19 protein-coding genes and 1 riboswitch are annotated in these 22318 nt (G+C 46.9%); of the genes, 14 read left to right on the forward strand and 5 right to left on the reverse strand.

Features of this window, described 5'->3' with window-relative positions; translation table 11 throughout:
* The first annotated feature begins 54 nt into the window (after nt 1-54).
* From queA to groL, 6 genes are all read left to right on the forward strand, one after another.
* The gene (gene queA, locus ACTQ34_RS05385) at nt 55-1080 is read left to right on the forward strand and encodes a tRNA preQ1(34) S-adenosylmethionine ribosyltransferase-isomerase QueA (RefSeq protein WP_441362876.1); all 1026 of its coding nucleotides are present in this window, start codon (nt 55-57) and stop codon (nt 1078-1080) included.
* A 48-nt stretch (nt 1081-1128) separates the two neighbouring features.
* Complete coding sequence (tgt, locus tag ACTQ34_RS05390; protein ID WP_441362859.1) at nt 1129-2271, forward strand: tRNA guanosine(34) transglycosylase Tgt; 1143 nt, start codon at nt 1129-1131, stop codon at nt 2269-2271.
* Nucleotides 2272-2364: 93 nt separating this feature from the next.
* Nucleotides 2365-3927, forward strand: coding sequence for an oligosaccharide flippase family protein (locus ACTQ34_RS05395; RefSeq protein ID WP_441362860.1), 1563 nt, complete (start codon nt 2365-2367; stop codon nt 3925-3927).
* 110 nt (nt 3928-4037) lie between these two features.
* Nucleotides 4038-5162 (forward strand): THUMP domain-containing class I SAM-dependent RNA methyltransferase, encoded by a 1125-nt coding sequence (locus ACTQ34_RS05400; RefSeq protein ID WP_441362861.1) that lies wholly within the window; start codon nt 4038-4040, stop codon nt 5160-5162.
* Between the two features lie 186 nt (nt 5163-5348).
* Nucleotides 5349-5633 (forward strand): co-chaperone GroES, encoded by a 285-nt coding sequence (locus ACTQ34_RS05405; RefSeq protein ID WP_110436870.1) that lies wholly within the window; start codon nt 5349-5351, stop codon nt 5631-5633.
* A 28-nt stretch (nt 5634-5661) separates the two neighbouring features.
* Entirely contained in the window at nt 5662-7287 is a 1626-nt protein-coding gene (gene groL, locus ACTQ34_RS05410) for a chaperonin GroEL (RefSeq protein WP_441362862.1), read from the forward strand.
* Nucleotides 7288-7410: 123 nt separating this feature from the next.
* Here the strand turns inward: groL and ACTQ34_RS05415 are convergent, their stop codons facing one another.
* The gene (locus ACTQ34_RS05415; RefSeq protein ID WP_441362877.1) at nt 7411-8271 is read right to left on the reverse strand and encodes a helix-turn-helix domain-containing protein; all 861 of its coding nucleotides are present in this window, start codon (nt 8269-8271) and stop codon (nt 7411-7413) included.
* 159 nt (nt 8272-8430) lie between these two features.
* On the opposite strand from ACTQ34_RS05415, the gene ACTQ34_RS05420 reads away from it, so the two are divergent.
* The 8 genes from ACTQ34_RS05420 to ACTQ34_RS05455 all read left to right on the forward strand — a co-directional run bounded on the left by ACTQ34_RS05420 (nt 8431) and on the right by ACTQ34_RS05455 (nt 18908).
* Nucleotides 8431-9792 carry an MATE family efflux transporter gene (locus ACTQ34_RS05420; protein WP_441362863.1) on the forward strand — a complete coding sequence of 454 codons (1362 nt, stop codon included), beginning with the start codon at nt 8431-8433 and terminating at the stop codon, nt 9790-9792.
* Nucleotides 9793-10152: 360 nt separating this feature from the next.
* Nucleotides 10153-12780: an alanine--tRNA ligase gene (gene alaS, locus ACTQ34_RS05425; RefSeq protein ID WP_441362864.1), complete on the forward strand. Its 2628-nt coding sequence runs from the start codon at nt 10153-10155 to the stop codon at nt 12778-12780.
* A gap of 37 nt (nt 12781-12817) precedes the next feature.
* Entirely contained in the window at nt 12818-13156 is a 339-nt protein-coding gene (locus tag ACTQ34_RS05430) for a histidine triad nucleotide-binding protein (RefSeq protein WP_441362865.1), read from the forward strand.
* A 61-nt stretch (nt 13157-13217) separates the two neighbouring features.
* On the forward strand, nt 13218-15452 hold the full coding sequence (locus ACTQ34_RS05435) for a ComEC/Rec2 family competence protein (RefSeq protein ID WP_441362866.1): 2235 nt from the start codon (nt 13218-13220) through the stop codon (nt 15450-15452).
* A gap of 55 nt (nt 15453-15507) precedes the next feature.
* Nucleotides 15508-16503: a DNA polymerase III subunit delta gene (holA, locus tag ACTQ34_RS05440; RefSeq protein WP_441362867.1), complete on the forward strand. Its 996-nt coding sequence runs from the start codon at nt 15508-15510 to the stop codon at nt 16501-16503.
* A 1-nt stretch (nt 16504) separates the two neighbouring features.
* Nucleotides 16505-17110, forward strand: a complete 606-nt coding sequence (locus ACTQ34_RS05445) for a toprim domain-containing protein (RefSeq protein WP_441362868.1) — start codon at nt 16505-16507, stop codon at nt 17108-17110.
* Between the two features lie 42 nt (nt 17111-17152).
* Nucleotides 17153-17284, forward strand: a riboswitch (FMN riboswitch).
* 89 nt (nt 17285-17373) lie between these two features.
* Nucleotides 17374-17988 (forward strand): ECF transporter S component, encoded by a 615-nt coding sequence (locus ACTQ34_RS05450; protein ID WP_373166620.1) that lies wholly within the window; start codon nt 17374-17376, stop codon nt 17986-17988.
* A 20-nt stretch (nt 17989-18008) separates the two neighbouring features.
* On the forward strand, nt 18009-18908 hold the full coding sequence (locus ACTQ34_RS05455; RefSeq protein WP_441362869.1) for a metallophosphoesterase: 900 nt from the start codon (nt 18009-18011) through the stop codon (nt 18906-18908).
* Nucleotides 18909-19037: 129 nt separating this feature from the next.
* On the opposite strand, the gene ACTQ34_RS05460 is transcribed toward ACTQ34_RS05455, so the two are convergent.
* From ACTQ34_RS05460 to ACTQ34_RS05475, 4 genes are all read right to left on the reverse strand, one after another.
* Nucleotides 19038-20483, reverse strand: a complete 1446-nt coding sequence (locus ACTQ34_RS05460; protein ID WP_441362870.1) for a hypothetical protein — start codon at nt 20481-20483, stop codon at nt 19038-19040.
* Nucleotides 20484-20486: 3 nt separating this feature from the next.
* Nucleotides 20487-21239: an ATP-binding cassette domain-containing protein gene (locus ACTQ34_RS05465; RefSeq protein ID WP_441362871.1), complete on the reverse strand. Its 753-nt coding sequence runs from the start codon at nt 21237-21239 to the stop codon at nt 20487-20489.
* Between the two features lie 15 nt (nt 21240-21254).
* Nucleotides 21255-21731, reverse strand: coding sequence for a hypothetical protein (locus ACTQ34_RS05470; RefSeq protein WP_441362872.1), 477 nt, complete (start codon nt 21729-21731; stop codon nt 21255-21257).
* Nucleotides 21718-22318, reverse strand: a 601-nt coding sequence (locus ACTQ34_RS05475; protein WP_441362873.1) for a hypothetical protein, incomplete at its 5' end; no start/stop codon positions are given. The genes ACTQ34_RS05470 and ACTQ34_RS05475, both read right to left, overlap by 14 nt.

Raw genomic sequence — 22318 nt, forward strand, 5'->3', positions numbered from 1 at the left:
CCGTAAAGGAGGCGTATGGCATGGGCGCTCCGCGTGAGCGCCCATGCTTTTACAATGAAAAAAAGCGATTTTTATTTTGATTTGCCGGAGCGTTTGATTGCACAGCACCCGTTGAAGCAGCGGGATGCGTCACGTTTGCTTGTACTTGACAGGGCCGACGGTTCGGTGTCACACCGTCACTTCCGGGATTTACTGGAGTACGTTCAACCGGGGGACTGCATGGTGTTTAACAATTCCCGTGTTATCCCGGCACGATTGATGGGGCATGCGGTTGGTAAGACAACACCAATTGAGGTTTTACTGCTGACTGATAAGGGGGACGGCCTGTGGGAATGTCTGACTCGTCCGGGACGCAAAACACGCGAGGGCGTAGAGTTGGTTTTCGGTGATGGAATATTGACCGCTACGGTAGAGGCGGTACAGCCGGACGGTAATCGTTTGATTCGTTTCCATTACGATGGTATTTTTCTGGAGATTCTCGATAAACTCGGTACTATGCCATTGCCGCCCTATATCAAGGAGAAGCTGGATGATCCAGAGCGATATCAGACGGTATATTCAAAGACACCTGGTTCTGCTGCAGCTCCGACTGCGGGACTGCATTTTACACCTGAGCTGCTTGAGAGTTTACGAGAAAAGGGCGTGAAGCTTGCGTTCGTGACACTGCACGTCGGTCTTGGTACGTTTCGCCCCGTCAAAGAAGAAGAAATCACGGATCATGTGATGCATTCGGAATACTATATCATGGACGAGCAGACTGCCGAACAGATTAACGTCACTCGGAAAAATGGCGGGAAAATTTGGGCGGTTGGAACAACAGCCTGCCGTACCTTGGAAACAATTGCAGACGTAAATGGAAATGTGCGGCCGCAATCGGGCTGGACGGATATTTTCATCTATCCGGGGTATCATTTCAAAGCGGTCGATCATCTAGTTACCAACTTCCATCTGCCGGAAAGTACCTTAATGATGCTCATTTCTGCCTTTGCCACTCGTGAAATGATTATGGAAGCCTATCGTCAGGCAATCGAGGAAGAGTATCGTTTTTTCTCTTTTGGAGATTCCATGCTGATTTTTTAAGATAGGACAAAATATACGTGGCATTACACCGTATGGGAAGAGGGAATTATGCAAATCGGAACATTTGAATTGTTGAAAACCGAAGGAAATGCTAGAAGAGGCGTGTTTTGCACGGCGCATGGCACCGTGCAAACGCCGGTGTTCCAAAATGTTGGAACTGCCGGTGCTATTAAGGGGGCCGTCGACGCGTTCGATTTGAAAGAACTGGGCTGTCAGATTGAGCTTTCCAACACGTATCATCTACATGTGCGCCCGGGAGATCAGATTGTGAAGCAAATGGGCGGCTTGCATCGTTTTATGCGTTGGGATGGGCCAATGCTGACTGATTCGGGTGGGTTTCAAGTGTTTTCACTTGCGACGCTTCGAAAAATTAAGGAGGAAGGCGTTACCTTCCATTCCCATGTTGATGGCCGTAAGATCTTCATGGGGCCGGAAGAGAGCATGCGCATTCAATCCAACCTTGGTTCGGATATTGCAATGGCTTTTGATGAATGTATTGAAAATCCGGCACCGCGGGAATATGTGAAGAATTCAATTGATCGTACAACTCGCTGGCTCAGACGCTGCAAAACAGAATTGGAGCGCTTGAATAGTTTGCCGGATACGGTGAACCCGCATCAAATGCTGTTTGGTATCAATCAGGGCGGTACCTATGATGACCTGAGAATCGAGCATATGCAGCAGATTGTTGAGTTGGATTTGCCTGGTTATGCTATTGGCGGTCTGGCAGTTGGTGAGAGTACTGAAGTAATGTATCACATTCTGGATGTAGTTTTGCCGCATGCGCCGGTAAACAAACCGCGCTATCTGATGGGGGTGGGTACACCTTCTAATATTATTGAAGCCGTTGCCAGAGGAGTCGACTTCTTTGACTGCGTGATGCCAACCAGAAATGCGCGGCATGGACATTTGTTTACACATAACGGCGTTCTCAACATTATGAATGCCAAATATCAAACGGATGACCGTCCGATTGAGGAGGGCTGCCAGTGTCCGACCTGTCGTAGGTTCTCGCGTGCGTATCTGAGGCACTTGCTCAAGAGTGGAGAAATGTTGTCGCAGCGCCTGTTGGTGATGCATAACCTTTGGTTCTATAATCATTTGATGCAGGAAATTCGAGATGCGCTGGACAACGGCACGTTTGCTGCTTTCCGTGCAGAGTACAGTGAGAAAATGAGCAAACGAATTTAATAATCTAAAAGCCGGATTCCTTGTGTGAATCCGGCTTTTAGATTCATATTTCTGCTTTTCATAGCATACTTTGTTTTGAAATGGGGGTTTGCTGTGATAATTCAGAAAAAGACCATTCTATATGCAGCAGGTGTTCTGGCCTGCGGGAATATTGTACTGCAGGCGCTTGGATTCCTGTATCGTGTTCTGCTCAGTCATTATGCAGGTGCAGAAGGTCTTGGTGTTTACCGGTTGGTTCATTCTGTTTATTTGGTGTGTAACGCTGGATGCCTGTCCGGCATTACCATGGCATGCTCTAGACTGAGTGCTGCAAGCGAGGCACGAGGTGAACGGGGCAAGATTGGTATGATTTTGCGGTTGGCCTTTCTGGTTTTCTTTTCGGTTTGCATGTTTTGTGGAGCGTGTTTGTTGCTGGGAGGAAAGTGGATCGCATCTGATATTTTGGGTGATGGCCGCTGTGCACGTGCGTTTCCATTTATGCTGCTTTGCCTTGCGCTGACTGGTATAGAGAATATCTTTAAATCACTGTTCATTGGTTTGGAACGGATGCAATACGCAGCAACTTCTGAGGTTTGTGAACAGTTGATTCGTATTGCCACGGTTTGGTTTTTGCTTTACCAGTATCAAGGTAAGGACTATGGCACCATTGCCATGTTGATATTTGCTGGTATGGTAATCAGCGAGATATTTAGTGCTGCTTTTTTGAGCGTTCTGTTTCGAAACTGGAAAATGCCAAATGTGAAACAAGTATCGATGGAAAGAGAAACGGTACGTCAGTTTTTCTTTATTGCATTTCCTGTTTCCGCATCGGCTTTGCTGGGCAATGTGATTAGTTCGGCCGGTTCAATTCTGTTGCCTAAACGGTTGATGGTTGCCGGACTAAGTTATGAACAGGCGTTATCCGCGCTGGGAGTCCTGTCCGGCATGGCGATGCCGTTGTTGCTGCTTCCCATCGCCTTGGTCAGCTCGGTTTGTACTGCATTGTTACCGGCTGTGACAGGGGCGCAAGCCATAGGAAATTGCAAACGGGTACGGGCATTGGTTGGCAGAGCAATAACAACGGTTGGCCTGATTGCAGTGCCGGCAACTGCGGTTTTGATTCCGCTTGCACCTAAACTCAGTGTGTTGTTTTTCGGACAATCGCTGAGTGTGCCCTATGTGTCGCTTTTGGGTGCTACAGCAATGGTCTGCTATTATCAAATGGCATCTGGTAGTCTTCTCAATGCACTTGGCCTGCAGCATTGGAATGTAGTAATCTCGGTGGGAGCAGAGCTGTGTCAGGTGCTCTTGATGTATCGTTGGTGTGCGTTTCCGTGGATGGGTATATATGGATATCTTATCGCTATGTTAATTACCGGAGTCGCAGCTTTTCTCCTGAATTTTATTATTCTTTATCGGAAAGTGGGCTTTTCGTTGCGACCAATTCGAAGATTTGGCGTTCCATTGTTTTGCGGAACAGCGTTGTTCTTTTGGACGCGTGTTTTCTATCAGATGTTTTCGCAGATTTGTTATTCCGATATCACGGTGCTGGCGTGTACGGTTGTCAGTGTGGGAATTCTCTATATCATTGTGCTGCGCCTAATGGGAATTCGGTTACTATATTATTTATCCAAACGAATCGAAAAACCGTATTTGCCTAGGCTGCATATGTGGTGAACCGCTTGACAAATGTGCATGAAACAGATAAGATAAACACATAATATGACGGCTCCTGCCCGCGATTCCGGCAGGAGCCTTTTTGTAGGAGAAAAGGGGGAGTACATGACATGGAATTAACCATGTGTTGCCCGACGCTATTCGGACTGGAAGGCATTGTGGCGGATGAGTTGCGATTTGGCGGAAAATTGAGTGATGTACATGCTGAAAACGGTCGCGTACTGTTTGAAGGAGACGAAAATACACTGGCATGGGCCAATCTCAATTTACGCTGTGCGGAGCGTGTATTGATTCGGCTGGGCATGTTTCCTGCCAAAACATTCGATCAACTATTTGAGGGAGTACGCGCGCTGCCGTGGGAGCAGTTTATTCCTAAAGACGCTGCGTTTCCGGTTAAAGGACATAGCTTGAATTCTGCGCTGCACTCTGTACCGGACTGCCAGAAGATAATAAAAAAAGCGGTGGTATCCCGACTGGGGGAATGCTATCATCAAAGCTGGTTTGAGGAAAGCGGCGCTAAATACCAGATCCAGTTTGCAATTATGCGTGATACGGCGGAACTGTACCTGGATACTTCGGGCGCGGGTCTGCATAAGCGCGGCTATCGTGCTAACAGCAACGCGGCACCGCTGCGGGAAACGCTGGCAGCGGCACTGGTTAAGGTGGCTCGCTGGCGAGGAAGAGAACCGTTTCTCGATCCGTTCTGTGGGTCGGGTACGATTGCAATTGAGGCTGCTATGATTGCGCAGCGGCGTGCGCCAGGCCTGATGCGCGCATTTGATGCGGAAAAATGGACTTGTTTTGATGCGTCCGTCTGGCGTCAAGCGCGGGAAGATGCCATTGGTATGTCTGATGGCAGCGCGCGTTTTGATATTGTTGGCAGCGATATCGATTCTGCCTGTGTGCAGCTGTCAATTGAGAATGCACGAAAAGCGGGTGTGGCCAATACGGTGTTTTTTGAACAAGCAGATGCTGTTGCACGAGATTATGCTCGGAATGGAGTGCTAATCGCAAATCCGCCTTATGGTGAACGCCTGCTTGACCTGCAGGAAGCAGAGGTATTATACCAGAAGTTTGGGCTTGCGGTTGAAAAATCCCCAATGAAGCAGTATATTCTCAGTTCAGATCCCTTATTTGAACGTTGTTTTGGAAGAAAGGCTGATAAGCGCAGAAAACTCTATAATGGCATGATCAAATGCGAGCTGCATATGTATTTTAAGCACTCGAAACACTGAATTGCTAAGTGAAAAAATATATCCAGTCAATTCATAAAAAATTCATAAATTTTTTGACGGATTTTCCAAAAAACCTCTTGCCAATTGGCAAGAGTTGATGTAATATAATAGTCGAGTTAGCACTCTGGTTACATGAGTGCTAAACAGTGGCTTTGTTAATATTATTTTTCATAGGAGGCATCCGTTATGAAACTCAAACCCCTTTGCGATCGTGTTGTGATCAAGATGGTAGAGGCAGAGGAGACTACTGCCAGCGGAATTATTCTTACTGCATCGGCGCAGGAAAAGCCGCAGGTTGCTGAGATTATTGAAGTAGGCCCGGGTGGCGTGGTAGATGGCAAGGAAATTAAGATGGAAGTTCAGAAGGGACAGAAGGTCATCACCGGCAAGTACACCGGCACTGAGGTAAAACTGGACGGCGAAAAATATATTATTGTTCGCCAGAGCGATATTCTTGCAATCGTTGAGTAAGAACCGGTATTTCAGGAGGTAATATATCATGGCAAAACAGCTTATTTACGGCGAGGATGCGCGCAAGGCTCTGCAGCGCGGCATCGATCAGCTCGCTGATACGGTAAAGGTTACGATTGGTCCGAAGGGCCGTAATGTTGTACTCGACAAGAAGTATGGTGCGCCGCTGATTACGAACGACGGTGTGACTATTGCCAAGGAGATCGAGTTGGAAGATCCGTATGAGAACATGGGTGCACAGCTGGTCAAGGAAGTTGCAACTAAGACCAACGATGTGGCTGGTGACGGTACCACGACGGCAACCGTTCTGGCGCAGGCATTTGTGCGTGAGGGCCTGAAGAACGTTGCAGCTGGTGCAAACCCGATGGTGATGCGCCGCGGTATCTCCAAGGCGGTTAATGCGGCGGTGGAAGCAATCGCCAAGAATTCTAAGACCGTGGACGGCACTAATGATATTGCCCGTGTTGGTGCGATTTCTTCCGGTGATGATGAGATTGGCAAGCTGATTGCAGAGGCAATGGAGAAGGTCTCTACCGATGGTGTAATTACGGTTGAGGAGTCTAAGACTGCAGAGACCTATTCCGAAGTTGTGGAAGGCATGCAGTTTGATCGTGGCTACGTCACTCCCTATATGTGCACTGATACCGAGAAGATGGAAGCAAACTTGGATGATGCACTCGTGCTGATTACCGACAAGAAGCTTTCCAACATTCAGGAACTGCTGCCGATTCTGGAGCAGGTTGTTAAGTCTGGCAAGAAGCTGCTCATTATCGCTGAGGATATTGAAGGTGAGGCACTGTCCACTTTGATTGTCAACCGCCTGCGTGGTACCTTTACTTGCGTTGCAGTTAAGGCACCGGGCTTCGGTGATCGCCGCAAGGATATGCTGCGCGACATCGCTATCCTGACTGGCGGTACGGTTATTTCTGAGGAAGTTGGCATCGAACTGAAGGATGCAACCATGGATATGCTTGGCTCTGCACGTCAGATCAAGGTTACCAAGGAAACTACCACGATTGTGGATGGCGCTGGAGACAAGCAGGCTATTGCAAACCGTGTAACGGAAATCCGTGGTGCAATTGAGCGTACTACTTCGGATTTTGACCGTGAGAAGCTGCAGGAGCGTCTGGCAAAGCTGGCTGGCGGTGTTGCAGTTATCAAGGTTGGTGCAGCCACTGAGACCGAAATGAAAGAAAAGAAGCTGCGTATTGAGGATGCGCTGAACGCGACTCGCGCAGCAGTGGAAGAAGGTATCGTTGCCGGCGGCGGCGTTGCATACGTTAACGCAATTGCAGCGGTCGAAGCACTGGCTGAGACGGCAGAAGGCGATGAAAAGACCGGTATGCAGATTGTTGCACGTGGTTTGGAAGCACCGATGGCGCAGATTGCCTTTAACGCTGGTATCGAGGGCGCAATTGTTGTAGATAAGGTCAAGAACTGCGGTAAAGTTGGCTATGGTTTTGATGCAGCGACGGAGACTTACGGTGATATGATTTCCAATGGTATCGTTGACCCGACTAAGGTTAACCGCTCTGCGTTGCAGAACGCGGCTTCAGTAGCGTCCATGGTTCTGACCACGGAAAGCTTGGTTGCTGATAAGAAGGAACCCGTAGCACCTGCTCCGGCGGCTCCGGATATGGCAGGAATGTACTAATCTTGTTCCTCAAATGCTTAAAAACGGCACTCACAATCGTGGGTGCCGTTTTTTTATGCAACGGAGCCATGTTAACACTGTTCTTTTTTGATAAGTCAGGTGAAGCAAGCGCTTTGATAAAACTCAAAAAATATTTTTTCGAAATTGTGTGGGGGATAGACCAGTCTTGTCCGTAAAAGCAATAATGAAATTGACTTCACTGCGGTAGCCAACCCGAAACGCAATCTCTTTTACGGATAGGGAAGTGGATTGCAGTAATGCCTTTGCTTCGTCGATTCGATGCAGCATGATATATTCGTGAGGGGAAAAACCGGTTGCGCTGCGAAACAATCTGGAAAAGTGCGAAGTACTCAGACGAACATGCGCTGCAATCTGACTTACGCTGATTTGCTCAAATAAATGCTGGTCGATATAGTGAATTGCTTGAGATATGGCGTTGTCATCTGCAATGGTTTTGGTTGGCGATGAGGGAAAGAGAAGTGCACATAGGATACGATAAATACGCTGCGAACAATCCACTTCACTGATATTGGCACTGCGTAATCCGGAGATGATTTGCGCCATTTCCTGTTCGATTCTATCATCCGGTGACGGAGTAAAAGCCTGTTTACCACCTCGAAAGGCAATAATTTGATTGAAAAAGGCTGCGGCATTGGCACCGTCAAAATGAATCCACATTGCCTCTGCCGCTCCCGCAGTATAAAAGTGATGTGGTTTATGGCAATCAACCAATGCAACTTGACCGCGTTCTGCCGCAAATTGCTGTGTTGTCTCATAAAAAATAGTGCCGGAACGGATAAACGCAAGAAAAAAATTCTTATGACTCTCCTGTCGGGCCGCATCACAGGTATCTGAAAAGTCATATCGTTCATCATAATAATAATGTCCGACACGAGTGACATAGAAAAACAGCGTTCGTGCGGTTGCGGACGGCGTGGAAAAAAAGCGTTCTGAACGCGATAACACTCCCGGTTCATTATTCACTTTCAATGTGATCACCTCTTATATGTATAATAGCACAAAATATAAATAAAATGCAGTGTTTTATTATTGAAAAACTGCGTTAAATCCAGTATGCTTACGTAAGAAATAAACTTTATACTGATAAGACCATGACAAACGCATGTTTATAAGGTGTTAAAGATGATAAAGGAAAAGACATTTTATAAATCATTTATGATTTTAGCGCTTTCATTGGCGCTGCAAAACCTATTGACATATGGCGTGAATATGATGGATACCGTAATGCTCGGCCGGTATAGTCAGGATGCCATGGGTGGAGTCAGTTTGTGTAATCAGGTGCAGTATTTGCTGCAAATGCTGGTAGTAGGCGCTGGAGAGGGCGCGGTTGTGCTCGGCTCACAGTACTGGGGGAAAGGAAATCTGCAACCGATTCCCCATATAATTGGCGTCGCGTTGCGTTTTGGCGGCAGCTTAGCAGTCGTTCTGTTTGGCATGGTATTATTTTTCCCCACACAGCTTTTGAGCTTGCTATCCAATGACAGTGCGGTTATTGTGGAGGGACAAAAGTATTTCCAAATTATCTGTTTTACGTATATTATTTTTACTGTTACCAATATTTTGGTCGCTTCACTTCGCTCGATTGGCATCGTAAAAATTGGTTATATCATTTCCGGTTCTACATTGGTTATCAACATTTGTCTCAATTATTGCCTCATCTATGGCAATCTGGGCTTTCCAGAACTGGGCGTACGCGGTGCTGCGATTGCAACACTGGTATCGCGGTGCGTGGAGCTATTGATTGTTATTCATTATTTGAAATATAAAGAGCACAAGCTCAATTTAACTTTGACAAAACTGCTTCACATTGATATCAGCTACATGAGAGACTATGCCCGCGTTTCTTCTCCTGTGCTCATCAATCAGGCGCTATGGGGCTTGGCACAGATGGTGCAGACTGGAATTCTTGGTCATCTTGGTGGCGATGTGACAGCAGCGAATGCAATTGCAGTACAGGTCTTTCAAGTGTTGTCCGTTGTGGCGTATGGCGCTGCGTCCGCTTCTGGCATTGTGGTTGGGCGCACCATTGGCTCTGGAAATGCGCAGCGCTTGCATCCGCTTGTTCGTACGCTGCAGGTATTGTTCATCAGCATTGGTCTCTGTTCAGGATTTTTGATCTTTATTCTACGCGTGCCGATTTTGATGGTGTTTGGCGGCACATTGACCGAACGGGCATATGAATTATCCATGCAGTTTATGTTGGTGCTTTCCATCACAACCGTAGGTACGTCTTATCAGATGGCTTGTGATAACGGCATCATTCGAGGCGGTGGTGATACGGCCTTCAGTGCGAAGATGAATTTGATTAGCATGTGGCTGATTATTGTACCATTTTCTGCGATGGCGGCATTCTGGTGGAAGTGTGCGCCGGTTGTAGTGTTTTTCTTGCTCAAATGGGATCAGCTGTATAAGGCAATTCCAGTCGTGATTCGACTGCGCAGCTGGAAATGGGTGAAAAAAGTCACCCGACCGGATGCGACATGATAACTGAATATTTCTCTTTCTTTCTCCTGAAAAACCGGCCTGATGGTCGGTTTTTCTGTTGACAAAAAAATATAAAATGATATACTTTTATAAGAACAAATATGATAATGCGATGAGGAAACGAGTTTTTCGGCATCTGGCATATAGCGAGAGGGGAGAGTGCAAGCCCTTTGCCAAACCGGAGGACAGCCACTTCCGAGCAGTCTGTGAAAGCAGACCGTCTGATCCGCGATATCCGATCACTAAGATGCGTCATCAGCGGCGCAAATTAGGGTGGTACCGTGGAAGAATGCTTTCGCCCCTAAAGAGTGTGGGCGGAAGCTTTTTTGCTTTGTAAACTAAAATTTGGAGGATAAAAATATGCAGTACAGAAGTTTGAATGAGCTGCGCGAAATGTATCTGAAGTTTTTTGAAACCAAAGGACATCTTCGCCTGCCGAGCTTTTCTCTCATTCCGCAGAACGACCCGTCGCTTCTGCTGATCAATTCCGGCATGGCGCCGATGAAGCCGTTTTTTACGGGTGAGCAGGAGCCGCCGTGTCATCGTGTTACCACCTGTCAAAAGTGCATTCGCACCGGCGATATTGAAAATGTGGGTAAGACAGCACGGCATGGCACTTTTTTTGAGATGCTGGGTAATTTCTCTTTCGGTGATTATTTCAAAAAAGAAGCCATTGCATGGAGCTGGGAATTTCTGACCAGCCCGGAATGGGTTGGCATTGATCCGGAGCGTTTGTATCCGTCTATCTATGTGGATGATGATGAGGCGTTTGAAATCTGGAATAAACAAATCGGTATTCCTGCTGAACGCATCTTCCGCTTTGGCAAGGAGGATAATTTCTGGGAGCATGGCTCTGGTCCGTGTGGCCCGTGTTCGGAGATTTACTATGACCGCGGTCCGGAATACGGCTGTGGCAAGCCGGGCTGTACGGTCGGTTGTGACTGCGATCGCTATATGGAGGTCTGGAACAACGTATTCTCACAGTTCGATAATGATGGCCACGGCAACTACACTGAGCTGAAGCAGAAGAACATCGATACCGGTATGGGTCTGGAGCGTTTGGCATGTGTGGTGCAGGGCGTGGGTTCGCTGTTTGATGTGGATACCGTACGCAACATCACCAACAAAGTTTCCGAAATTGCTGGCAAGCATTATGGTGACAGCGAAAAGACCGATATTTCGCTGCGCGTGGTAACCGATCATATCCGTTCGACCGTTATGATGATCTGCGATGGTGTTATTCCGTCTAACGAGGGCCGTGGCTATGTGCTGCGTCGTTTGTTGCGTCGTGCTGCGCGTCATGGTAAGCTGCTTGGTATTGACCGCCCGTTCCTTTCTGACGTAGCAACGACCGTAATTCAGGAATCGGGTGGAGCTTATCCGGAACTGGTCGAGAAGCAGAAGTATATTCACAAGGTTATTGAAAACGAGGAAGCAAGTTTCAATAAGACGATTGACAGCGGTCTTTCCATCCTCAACGAGCGTATCGCAGCGGCGGACGGTAAGGAACTGCCTGCAGCTGATGCATTCCAGCTGTATGACACTTATGGTTTCCCGATTGACCTGACTCTTGAAATTTTGGAAGAACAGGGCATGACTACCAATCGCGATGAGTTTGACCGTCTGATGAACGAACAGCGTGAGCGCGCTCGTGAGGATCGCAAGAAGATGGGTGATTTGGGCTGGCAGAGTGAGGATCTCGGCCTGGATAAGTCTATTAAGACCCGCTTTGATGGCTATGAGACGCTGGGAGAAGCGGCAAAGGTGCTGGCCATTGTCAATGAGGGCGAACCGTCCGGTGCTGCTGCCAAGGGCGAAAAGATTACCGTCGTGCTCGACCATACGCCGTTTTATGCGGAAATGGGCGGCCAGATTGGTGACCATGGTATTCTGGAAGGCAAAAACGGCGTAGTATCCGTTTCTGACGTACAGAAGACCAAGGATGGGAAATATATGCACATTGGTGTTGTGACCGAAGGTGAAATTTCGGTAGAAGATGAGGTGCAGGCTAAGGTGGATGCGGAATACCGACAGGCCATCTGCCGTGCGCATACTTCGACTCATCTGCTTCAGAAGGCGCTGCGCAAAGTACTGGGTGACCATGTCGAGCAGGCAGGCTCCTACACGGCTAATGACCATATCCGTTTTGATTTCACACACTTTGCGGCGCTGACACCTGAAGAACTGGCGCAGGTTGAGACGCTTGTCAACGAAGCGATTCTAGCTGGCAGCCCGGTTATCACCGAGGAAATGTCCATTGAGGATGCAAAAAAGAAGGGTGCAATGGCGCTGTTTGGAGAAAAATACGGTGCGGTTGTGCGTGTCGTACAGGCTGGTGATTCTATCGAGCTGTGCGGCGGCACACATCTGGATAATACGGCTAAGGCAGGTGCGTTTAAAATTATTGGTGAAGCATCGGTTGCAGCCGGTGTGCGCCGAATTGAAGCAGTGACCGGTAAGGCGGTACTGGCTTATCTGAATGAACGTCAGCAGTTGTTAGCGGATGCGTCGGCCGCACTTAAGACTTCGCCGAATGAGCTGCCCGCCAAGATAGAACAGACGGTGGGCGAACTGCGTGCAATGACCAAAAAGATTGACAAGCTCAATAGCAGAGTGGCATCCATGCAGATGGTGGATCTGCTGAATATTTCGCGTGATGTCAAGGGCGTGAATGTAGTTGCAACCAAGCTGGAGGATGCTACAGCCGATGTATTGCGTACAATGGGTGATGGCATCAAGGAAAAGGCACCGAATATGGTTGCTGTTTTGTCTGCTGTGAATGACGGCAAGATTAGCCTGCTGTGTGTTTGTGGTGCGGAGGCCGTTAAGAAGGGCGCCCATGCCGGAAAAATTATCAAGGAAGTGGCTAAGATGGTTGGCGGCGGCGGCGGTGGCCGTCCGGATAGTGCAACTGCCGGCGGCAAGCAGCCGGAAAAACTGGAGGAAGCACTGGAAGCGGTCAACAATATTGTTGAAGCATTGCTCTAAATCCGCTATAATAAAAACACAGAAAGGAGCGGTTTGAATGGAAGATTGTCTGTTCTGCAAAATCGTTGCGGGGGATATTCCCTCGAAAAAGGTTTATGAAGACGAATTGTGCTATGCTTTTTATGACATTGATCCACAAGCGCCCACACATTTTTTGGTCATTCCCAAGCAGCATATCCAATCGGTGGTTGCAATAGATTCTTCCAACAGCGCCATTGTGGCACATTGTTTTGAGGTAATCGCTAAAATTGCGGTGGATATGAAAATGGATAGTTTTCGCGTGGTTTCCAATATCGGAGAACAGGCGGGGCAGAGCGTGTTCCATCTGCATTTCCATGTGCTTTCCGGCCGTGATATGACCTGGCCTCCGGGTTGAATGTAAAAGAAGTGGCCTTACCGCCACTTCTTTTTTATCAAATAGGGAAGGGGGAGATAAAATGCGGGAACGGCCACTTGTTTTTCTGGTTCCAGCAGCTGCTGTGGCCATATTTTGCTCGGTATGCCTAGATATTTGTGTAAAACCCAGTCTCTCTCTTTTGCTGCTTTCTCTTTCTTTAGCCGCCGCAGGTGCGTTAATAAATTATGATAAGTTGTTTACACTGTGCTGTATGTTGGCAGCCGCATTTCTTGCTCTGACCGGATTATCCGCATATCAATCTGTTTTTGTAGATCCTGTCCGTATATTGGCAGGTACGCATGCCGAAGTCACAGCAACGGTATTGCAGGATGCTGCAGTATATGACGACAATCAGCGAGCGGAATTATCTGTAGAGGATAATGATGTTTTGCCTCGCAGCTTTCGCATGTATTGTTATTTGCCGCTGACTGAAACGCCGCTTTATGCCGGCGATCGAATTAAAGTCAACGTTGGATTTTATCTGCCTGGGAATTCAGAGGGATTTGATCGCGCAGCATACCAGGCATCGGAAGGCTGCTATATTGCTGCTTCGTATACAAAGAACGAAGACGATACACCAATGTCGTTCACTGTGTTGCAGACAGAGAACGATTCACCACGTTGGATGCCGCAGCGCATTGCACGATTTTGCAAACAGGCGATAGAGGATGCCTTGCCGGAGCGAGAAGCCGGTTTGCTAACCGGCCTGATGATTGGCAACACAGATGGGATGTCGGATGCAGATACCATTTCTTTGCGTATTGCAGGACTCAGCCATCTGGTTGCCGTGTCTGGGCTGCACGTTGGTTTTCTAGTTGCGTTTTGTTATTTATTTTTCGGACGCAGGCTAGGCACCTACCTGTCGGTTCCTCTCATTCTTCTGTTTGTACCGATTGCGGGCGCATCGCCGTCAGTGATTCGTGCTGCGATTATGTATTTAATTGCAGCTGGTGCGTTTATAACCAGACGGGAAGCGGATACCCTGAATTCGTTATTCGCCGCACTTGCCTTGCTGCTGATTCAAAACCCGTATGCAATTGCCGGCTTGAGTTTGCAGCTGTCTTTTGCGGCAACTCTTGGATTGGTTTTACTTGCCGGAAAGATGCAGACACGTATACTGCATCTGTTCCATAAGCTGCCGAAACCTCTTCACAAACTGCTGTCTTTTCTCGTAGGTGCCGTATCTTGTACCGTTTGTGCAACGATTTTTACCGCACCAATTCTGCTTTCTTCTTTCGGCTATATTTCAATCCTATCTGTTCTCAGTAACTTATTGGTGGTTGGCGTAACTGCCGTATGCTTTATTGCGGGTTTTTTCATTTGTGTGGCTTCAGCGATTTGTCCGGCCGTAGTGCCTGTTTTATCCGCAGTCACACAGCCACCGCTACATTATATTTTATGGATGGCCGAGCGCATTTCGAATCTTCCGTATGGAATGGTAAATTGGAGCGACGGTTTTGGACTTGCGGCGCTATTTCTCTGTTTTGCGGTGCTCCTTCTCTGGCTGGTGATGGGTAGCCGCATCAAATGGAAAGTTGTTTTGCCGATTTTTTGTTTGTGCTTAATTGTCCTCAGCGGCATGAGCACTTATCAATATCAGCGAACCTATCGTGTGACCTATTTATCCTGTGGCACGGGACAAGCTATTCTGGTTTCTGATACAACGCATGCAACATTAATTGACTGCGCTGGCGATGGTGGATATCGTGATGCCGCACAGCTGGTACAGGAATGGATGCGTTATCACAATATTGACCACATTGACACTTTGATTTTAACAGCAGTGGATAAGGGACACGCACGTGATTTGCCTTCGCTGCTGCAAACGGTTTCTGTAAATCAGATTCTGATGCCTGCTGGGTGCAAGGCAACAAAGTATAATACGGATTTGCTGGAGCTTTGCGGCCAAGTTGGTGCACAAGAAATCAATCAGTCTGAGGTATTGGACACTGGTGCGGCCTCGCTCACCGTTTTTCCGGTAGCAGATGGAAAACTGGGTGTGAAAATTGCAAACGAAATTTTGGTTCTGCACAGTCCGACGCAAAAGCAGTTGGCGGCCTTTCTGGAATCATCGTCAATTACCGCACCAGAGATTGTCCTTTCGCAGAGAAATATGGAAGACGATGAATTATTAACGCAAGCATTAAATACTATGGGTGCAGAGAGAATTATTGTACAAGCTGGATTTGGTGAAGTTTTGTCTCAATATCATGGACTACCTGTAGAAAGTCCTTATGTAACCGGAGAAATTGTGCGGCAGTTTGTGAAGGAGTGAAAACATGCCACAGGAAAAGACTAAATCCAACGGAAAGTCACAGCTGCTTCGGGATTTGAAAAACGGTACTTTTGCATCGCTTTATGTGCTCTACGGCGAGGAAAGCTATCTAAAAGAATATTATTTGCAGCAGCTCAAAGAGAAAGTCATTGATCCGACATTTGCGGATTTTAATCGGATTGAATTAGAGGGAAAGGGGCTGACTCCAGAGCAGCTTACCGAGGCGGTAGACAGTTATCCTGCAATGTCGGAAAAGAAACTCATCATCGTGACAGATTTTGATTTGTTCAAACCGCCAGCGGGTTTCTCTGATGTGCTGCCCGCATTACTGGAAGATTTACCAGACTATGTTTGTCTGGTGTTCTACTATGATATTTTGGATGGTAAACCAGACAAACGAACAAAGTTATATAAGACGCTGCAAAAGGTCGCTTGTTTTGTGGAGTTTACTCACATGGAAGAGCGTGAACTGGTTGCGTGGTTGGAGCGACGCGCCCGTGCGCTTGGTTGTGCCATCTCACCGGAGGATGCGTCGTACATGATTTTCCTTTGTGGGAATTCTATGACCAATTTGGCGGGAGAGATAGAAAAGGCTGCAGCTCACACCACTACGGGGGAAATCAAAAAATACAACATTGATGCAGTCTGCTCACCGATTTTAGATGCTGTGGTTTTTGATTTGACCGATGCTATAACAGCAGGAAAATTTGAACGCGCAGTGTCTTTAGTAGGTGATTTGATTGCACAGAAGAACAATGAAGTGATGATTTTTACGACAATCACACGCCATATTCAGCGTTTATATGCGGCGAAGCTGTGCGCGGAAGCGCGTGGAGGAGAAAAACAGCTGATGGACATGATTGGCTCTAAATCTCCATATTACGCCAAGCAGTTACAAAACGCAGCACGACGTGTATCCCTAAAATGGCTGCGTCAGGTTGCTTCTCTGTGCGCACAAACCGATGCTGCGCTAAAGGGCAGCGCGGTGGATCGCCAAAAGCAGATTGAATTAACGCTGTTGTCTATGGCATCCGCATTGAGGGAGGGCTAATGTGATACGAGTTCGTGAAGCAATTGTAGTAGAAGGACGCTACGACGTGAATACGGTCCGTCAGGTTGTGGATGCAGTTGTGCTGGAAAGCGGGGGCTTTCGGATTTTTCATGATAAGGACCAGCTCCGCTTACTGCGAAAAATTGCGTTATCACGTGGCTTAATTGTGTTGACGGATAGCGATGGGGCTGGTTTTGTCATTCGCAATTATATAAAAGGAGCATTACCGCCTGGAAGCGTGAAGCAAGCATATATTCCGGACGTTGTCGGCAAGGAGCGACGCAAACGTCATGGTTCAAAGGAAGGAAAGCTTGGGGTAGAAGGGATGCGCCCAGAGGTCATTTTGGAGGCGTTGCGTCGTGCCGGCGCTACTTTTGAGGACGAAGCATACTCTTCCGCACAGGATAAAAAGCCAATCAGCAAGGCAGATTTTTTTGCATGGGGATTATCCGGTCAACCGAACAGCGTAAAACGTCGTACAGAAGTGCTCAAAGCGTTGGATTTACCATCCCATATGACGGCCAATGCGCTATTGGAATTTATCAATGCAGTTTCTTGCCGGGCTGAAATGGAAGAGATCATTGATAGAATATCAGTAGGGGATTGACAAGTATGGCAGATAAGCCTATAATAATATCATAAATAAATAGTTCTGTTTCAGGGCGGAGTGAAAGTCTCCACCGGCAGTATACGGACGGTTTGTCCGATAGTCTGCGAGCCGAAAGGCATGATGGGTGTAAATCCCAACCGACGGTTATAGTCCGGATGAAAGAAACAGGTGTATTTCGGTACGTCTGCATGCCCTTGGATTGTTCCAAGGGCTTTTTGTTACCCAAACAAACAGAACTCCTTGCAAAGGAGAAGATAGTCATGACGAAAACCAGTAAAATTACGTATACCGCAGTATTTGCGGCCATCGCTACCGTTTTGATGTATTTTGAATTTCCGATTCCGTTCATGCCGCCGTTTCTGAAGGTGGATCTGTCGGGGGCCGTTGTTTTGATTGGAGCATTCATCTTTGGCATTGGTCCGGCTATTACGATGATAGGTATCAAAGATCTGATCCATTTGACACAGAGCCAAACTGCAGGATCGGGTGAATTGGCAGATTTTTTGATGTTGTCAACGTTGGTTGTCATTGCGGTACTTATTTATCGTGCGCATAAGTCCAGAAAAATGGCGGCTGTAGGGTGTCTGTGCGGTTCTGTCGCCATGGCCGGCATGGGCATGCTGACAAATTACTGCTTGATTATTCCGTTTTATGTCAATGGAATGGGGTGGAATCTAGATGCTATTTTTGATATGTGCCGAGCGGTCAACCCCGCAATCAATGGAATGGGTGCCTACCTTTTGTTGGGAATTTTGCCGTTTAATCTGATTAAAGGTGTTATTTTAACGATTATAACTATGGTTGCCTATAAGAAACTGAGTGTTTTCATCAAATCAAAGCAAATAGCAATTCATATGCGGCAAAAAGCCAACTAAAAACTAAACAAATGGGGGACATGGACGGAAAACGTTTATGTCCCTTTGTTTTTATGCTGGAGGTTGTAATGGATAGAAGAAAAAGATGGATACATGCATTTGTGCTGTGCGCGATTGGTATTGGAATTGCGGGTTTGCAGTGTGGTTTGGTGACACGAAATTATACACTGGAAACTGAAAAATTGAAGGAAGGGCAGGGAATGCGTCTTTTGATGCTTTCCGATTTGCACAGCTGCATTTATGGAGAGAACCAATGTCAGTTGATGGAGCGAATTATCCGCGAACAACCGGACTGCATCTTGCTGTGTGGAGATATCGTAGATGATAAGATTCCTCGCGACGGAGCAGAACAATTATTGCAGCAAATCACTCAAATTGCACCTTGCTATTATGTGTCGGGCAATCATGAATTCTGGAGCGGTCAAGCGGAAGATATCTTTGATATGATTGAGCAATATGGTGTTCACGTTCTGCGTAACGACCAAGAAACCGTAACTATAAATGAAGTCAGTTTCATACTGTGCGGTGTGGATGATCCTGCCTCAACAGGGACTCAACAGGCTCGTTCATACGGAGAATCGGAAGAATATCGACGTACTTTATCACAGTTCCAAAATCTGGACGAAAAGCAGTTGTGTGTGTTGCTGGCGCATCGACCTGAATATATCACAGAGTATGCAAAGTATCCGTTTGACTTGGTATTGTGCGGACATGCGCATGGCGGTCAATGGCGCATCCCATATCTGCTCAACGGTTTGATTGCACCCAATCAGGGATTTTTCCCGAAATATGCTGGTGGCCAATACACCTGTGGCAGTATGACTGAAATCGTAGGTCGCGGTTTGGCACGTGATTGGAAGCCGCGATTGTTCAATCCACCGGAAATTGTAGTGGTTGATTTGAGTGGTACAGGAGAGTAAATAGCCTTCTAAATTCAATATATATAATTATACAAAAGAAAAGTTTTGTATAATTAAGGGGATGGTAAATCCCAAAAAACGAATTAGAAACTCCGGATACATTCCAACGCTGGCGTATCCGGAGTTTCTTCATTGCCATGTCACTCTAATTGGATGATTGTACAATAGCCGCACGATTTCACTGGTATTGTAAGCGCCTGTCAAATCGTTTTGTAGGCTGCTTTGATATTGTGCCCAAAGTTGCAATCCGTTTCGATCACAGACAACTACATCAAAACCTGTCTGCATCATTCCACTATAGCGATCATAACTTTCACCCGCCAATGCCAGCTTACCATCCTGGTAATCTATCGCACTGCTGTCTATGTTCCTCGGCAGATATTGATAATCCAATGTATTGGTTGTTTGCATATCAATATGGAATTTTCCATCTTTGTCTGGCAGCAATACCGTTGCGGTTTTGTCAATAATGGTAACGATAAAATTTTTGCTTTCTGGCAACAAGTACAGCAATCCGCTTCCGTTTTGTGTTGCTTGAAGTACTAGCCGTTGTATCTGCTGCATGGTATCCATCGAAATCACAGTTAAGTAGTATACATTATTTTCTCGCGTGTACAAAAGTAATGTTTTCCCATCCGACCACTGACACAGGTCAAGAAACTCCTCTTTTGGGTCAATCGGATACACAAGCTGCAGACTGTCAAGATGCAAACGGCCATTTTCTAGTGTTTGTATTGCATTTCCTTGATGCTGCACTTTTCCTGCTGTGTAATTCATCGCATAAATTCCATATCCCCCCGGAATCAGGCTGGTATCCACGATATGGTTTTGGTTTGTACGATTATTGAAAGAAAAATAAATGGTTTCCGGTGTAACAATTCCTTGTGTATAAAAATTGAACTGCTCACCTTCGTTCGAATTCGTACCTGATGAGTAAACCATCCCAGCGCTGTCTTTTTCCAATGAAATTGTGAGTTTCTCGTTCGGAAGTACTGGGATACGGAAAAATTCCTCCAGTTTATTTTGTATCGATGCATCATATCCCGGAACGGTGGTGCTCCAAATGCCAAAATCCTGCTGGATTCCTTTCAAACTGATAAACCCGGCGAGCGGATAATACTTGCAATAATCCGCAACATTAATGGTTTTCTGCGCTTCCTGACCGGGTTTTGCGCTATCATACAGCTCCTGATAGGCAAGATCCAAGCCGGTACGCTTGTTTTTCGGTATATCCAGAAAGTTGCTCCCACTGGAACCGAGATCGGAATACAGTTCAATACCTCGATAAGATTCTTCCGATTCCTCTTCTTGTTCGGTATTAAAAAAGTGATATGCCGTCTGCGTGATCGGCGGCTCATCCCTTTGCAGCAGCATGGTAGAATCCCAAAACAGCTGCCCACCGTAGGTGGCATGCATCTGGATCGATAGACCATCCGCAGCGGCAGAATCTCCCGCCAATACGTTTTCCGTAAACTGGACCTGATCATGTGACGCATACACTGTTTTCACACACCAACCCATCGCAGCGCCACCCAGAAACAATAGCACAGCCATCAAACCAAAGGCTTTGCGCATGGCTCATTCCTCCCCGCCAGTGATATCGTCCAGCGCACGGCTGACACGGTCGGCGCTGTAATGATAGGTCTGTTTGATATAGTCCATCAGACTGGTACTTCTATCTTCTAGTTCGGAAGCCAACACATCTCCTACGATCTGCCCCTGTCGAATCAGTACCGCACGGCTGATAAAGTTAGAGACCTCTTCGATCAGATGCGTGGATAGGAGGATTGTTTCATGTGGTTCAAGGATACCAAGCAAGACTTTGTAGAAATCTTCACGGTTAAATACGTCGTTTCCGGCGAACGGTTCATCCATCAGGATATAATCTGCGCCTTGACATAGAGCAAGAATGACTTCGAACTGATTTTTCTGTCCGGTTGAAAAACTATGTAGTGGTTTGTGCATCGGCAGCTCGAAAAATTCCATCAGCCCAGTAAAACGCTTATCAATGAACTGTGGGAAATGCTCCTTGTAAAATTGCCGGTGTGCTTCGGCAGAAAGAGTCGGAAAAAATGAGTGCTCACTCGTCGCAAATGACAATCGCTCGATATTATTATGCGTAATCGGCGCATTGTCCAGAGTAATGGATCCGTCATAACGCAAAAATCCAAGGATACATTTCATCAGTGTTGTTTTGCCCGCACCGTTTTCTCCGAAGAGTCCGACGATCTCACCCGGCTTAAATGACAAGTCGACCTGCTGCAATGCTTGTTTGCCGCGCAGACGCTGACTCAGCGAATAGCTTTTGCTCACGTTCTTGATTTCCAGCATCACAAATCCCCCTCCCTACCATGTCGGTAGACATTGTGTTGGTGTGACAATATAGTACGCTGCCAAAAACAGCAGTTTTAATAGAAATGCTGCAAGCAAGCTGATGAGTGCACCGATCAGCGGTAGTGTAAAATCACGTCGTATCAGTTCCCAGCGTTGCGGCAGGCGGCGCATCAAGTAGATGCTTTTGCTTCCCATATAGTAGCTCAAATGATAAAATACGGCTGCTAACAGTGAACACAGCGCCATAATGTAAAAAAATGATAGTGATTGACCGAGGAGAACGTTAAAAGGCATCATCATGGCATCGGGTCGCAGCACGCGATCGCCACCGACACGATCAAACAAAAAGTCATAAGCATCACGCAAACTGACGCCATAAATCAGCACGGCAATGCACGTTGCCGCAGCAAGACCAAGCCCTAATCGTTTGGCTTCTTCTTTGATTATCGTACCCGGCGGTGCGAACTTGGAAAGGTCAATCATTTTCATCGCTTATCACCTCTTCCGCATTGAACCACACATCCCACAGTGTGTAAAGAATGAGAGCTGTATGTAATAAACTCAAAATTACGTCTGATGCCAAGCTGCCAAGCGGTCTTACAAAGTAAAACAGCATGGAAGCAACCGTAAGAGAAAGAGGCACATTATTTCGAATATTCCCGCCGTAACGTTTCCGTACCGTTGCCCCAGCCGTCGTAAAAGACAGCGTCCCAAATGTGATGAGCAGATAGATCCATCGACTGATCTCCTCAAGCGGCAATATACTATGCAGGAAGTCACTGCGATAAAATGCGAGAAATAATGTCTGATTTGATGTAATGCCCGCCGCAGGCTGTGTGAGATAATATTGACATAGCAAGGTAATGATAATCACCTCAGTCATCCATAGCAGAGCAAAGCACAAAAAATAGGACAGGCTTTGCCATAAGAATATTGCACGTTCAGAAATTCGCAGACGTCGCAGCGAGGTCTGTCCCAAATTTTGTGTAAACACTGCCGGGCAGTGCAAAATAGAGCCAAAATAATTTAAGGCGGGAGCGGCGCCAGCTGCTGATGCCTTGTCTACAAAATAACAG

The organism is Agathobaculum sp. LCP25S3_E8, assembly GCF_052117165.1.
Taxonomy (GTDB): domain Bacteria; phylum Bacillota; class Clostridia; order Oscillospirales; family Butyricicoccaceae; genus Agathobaculum.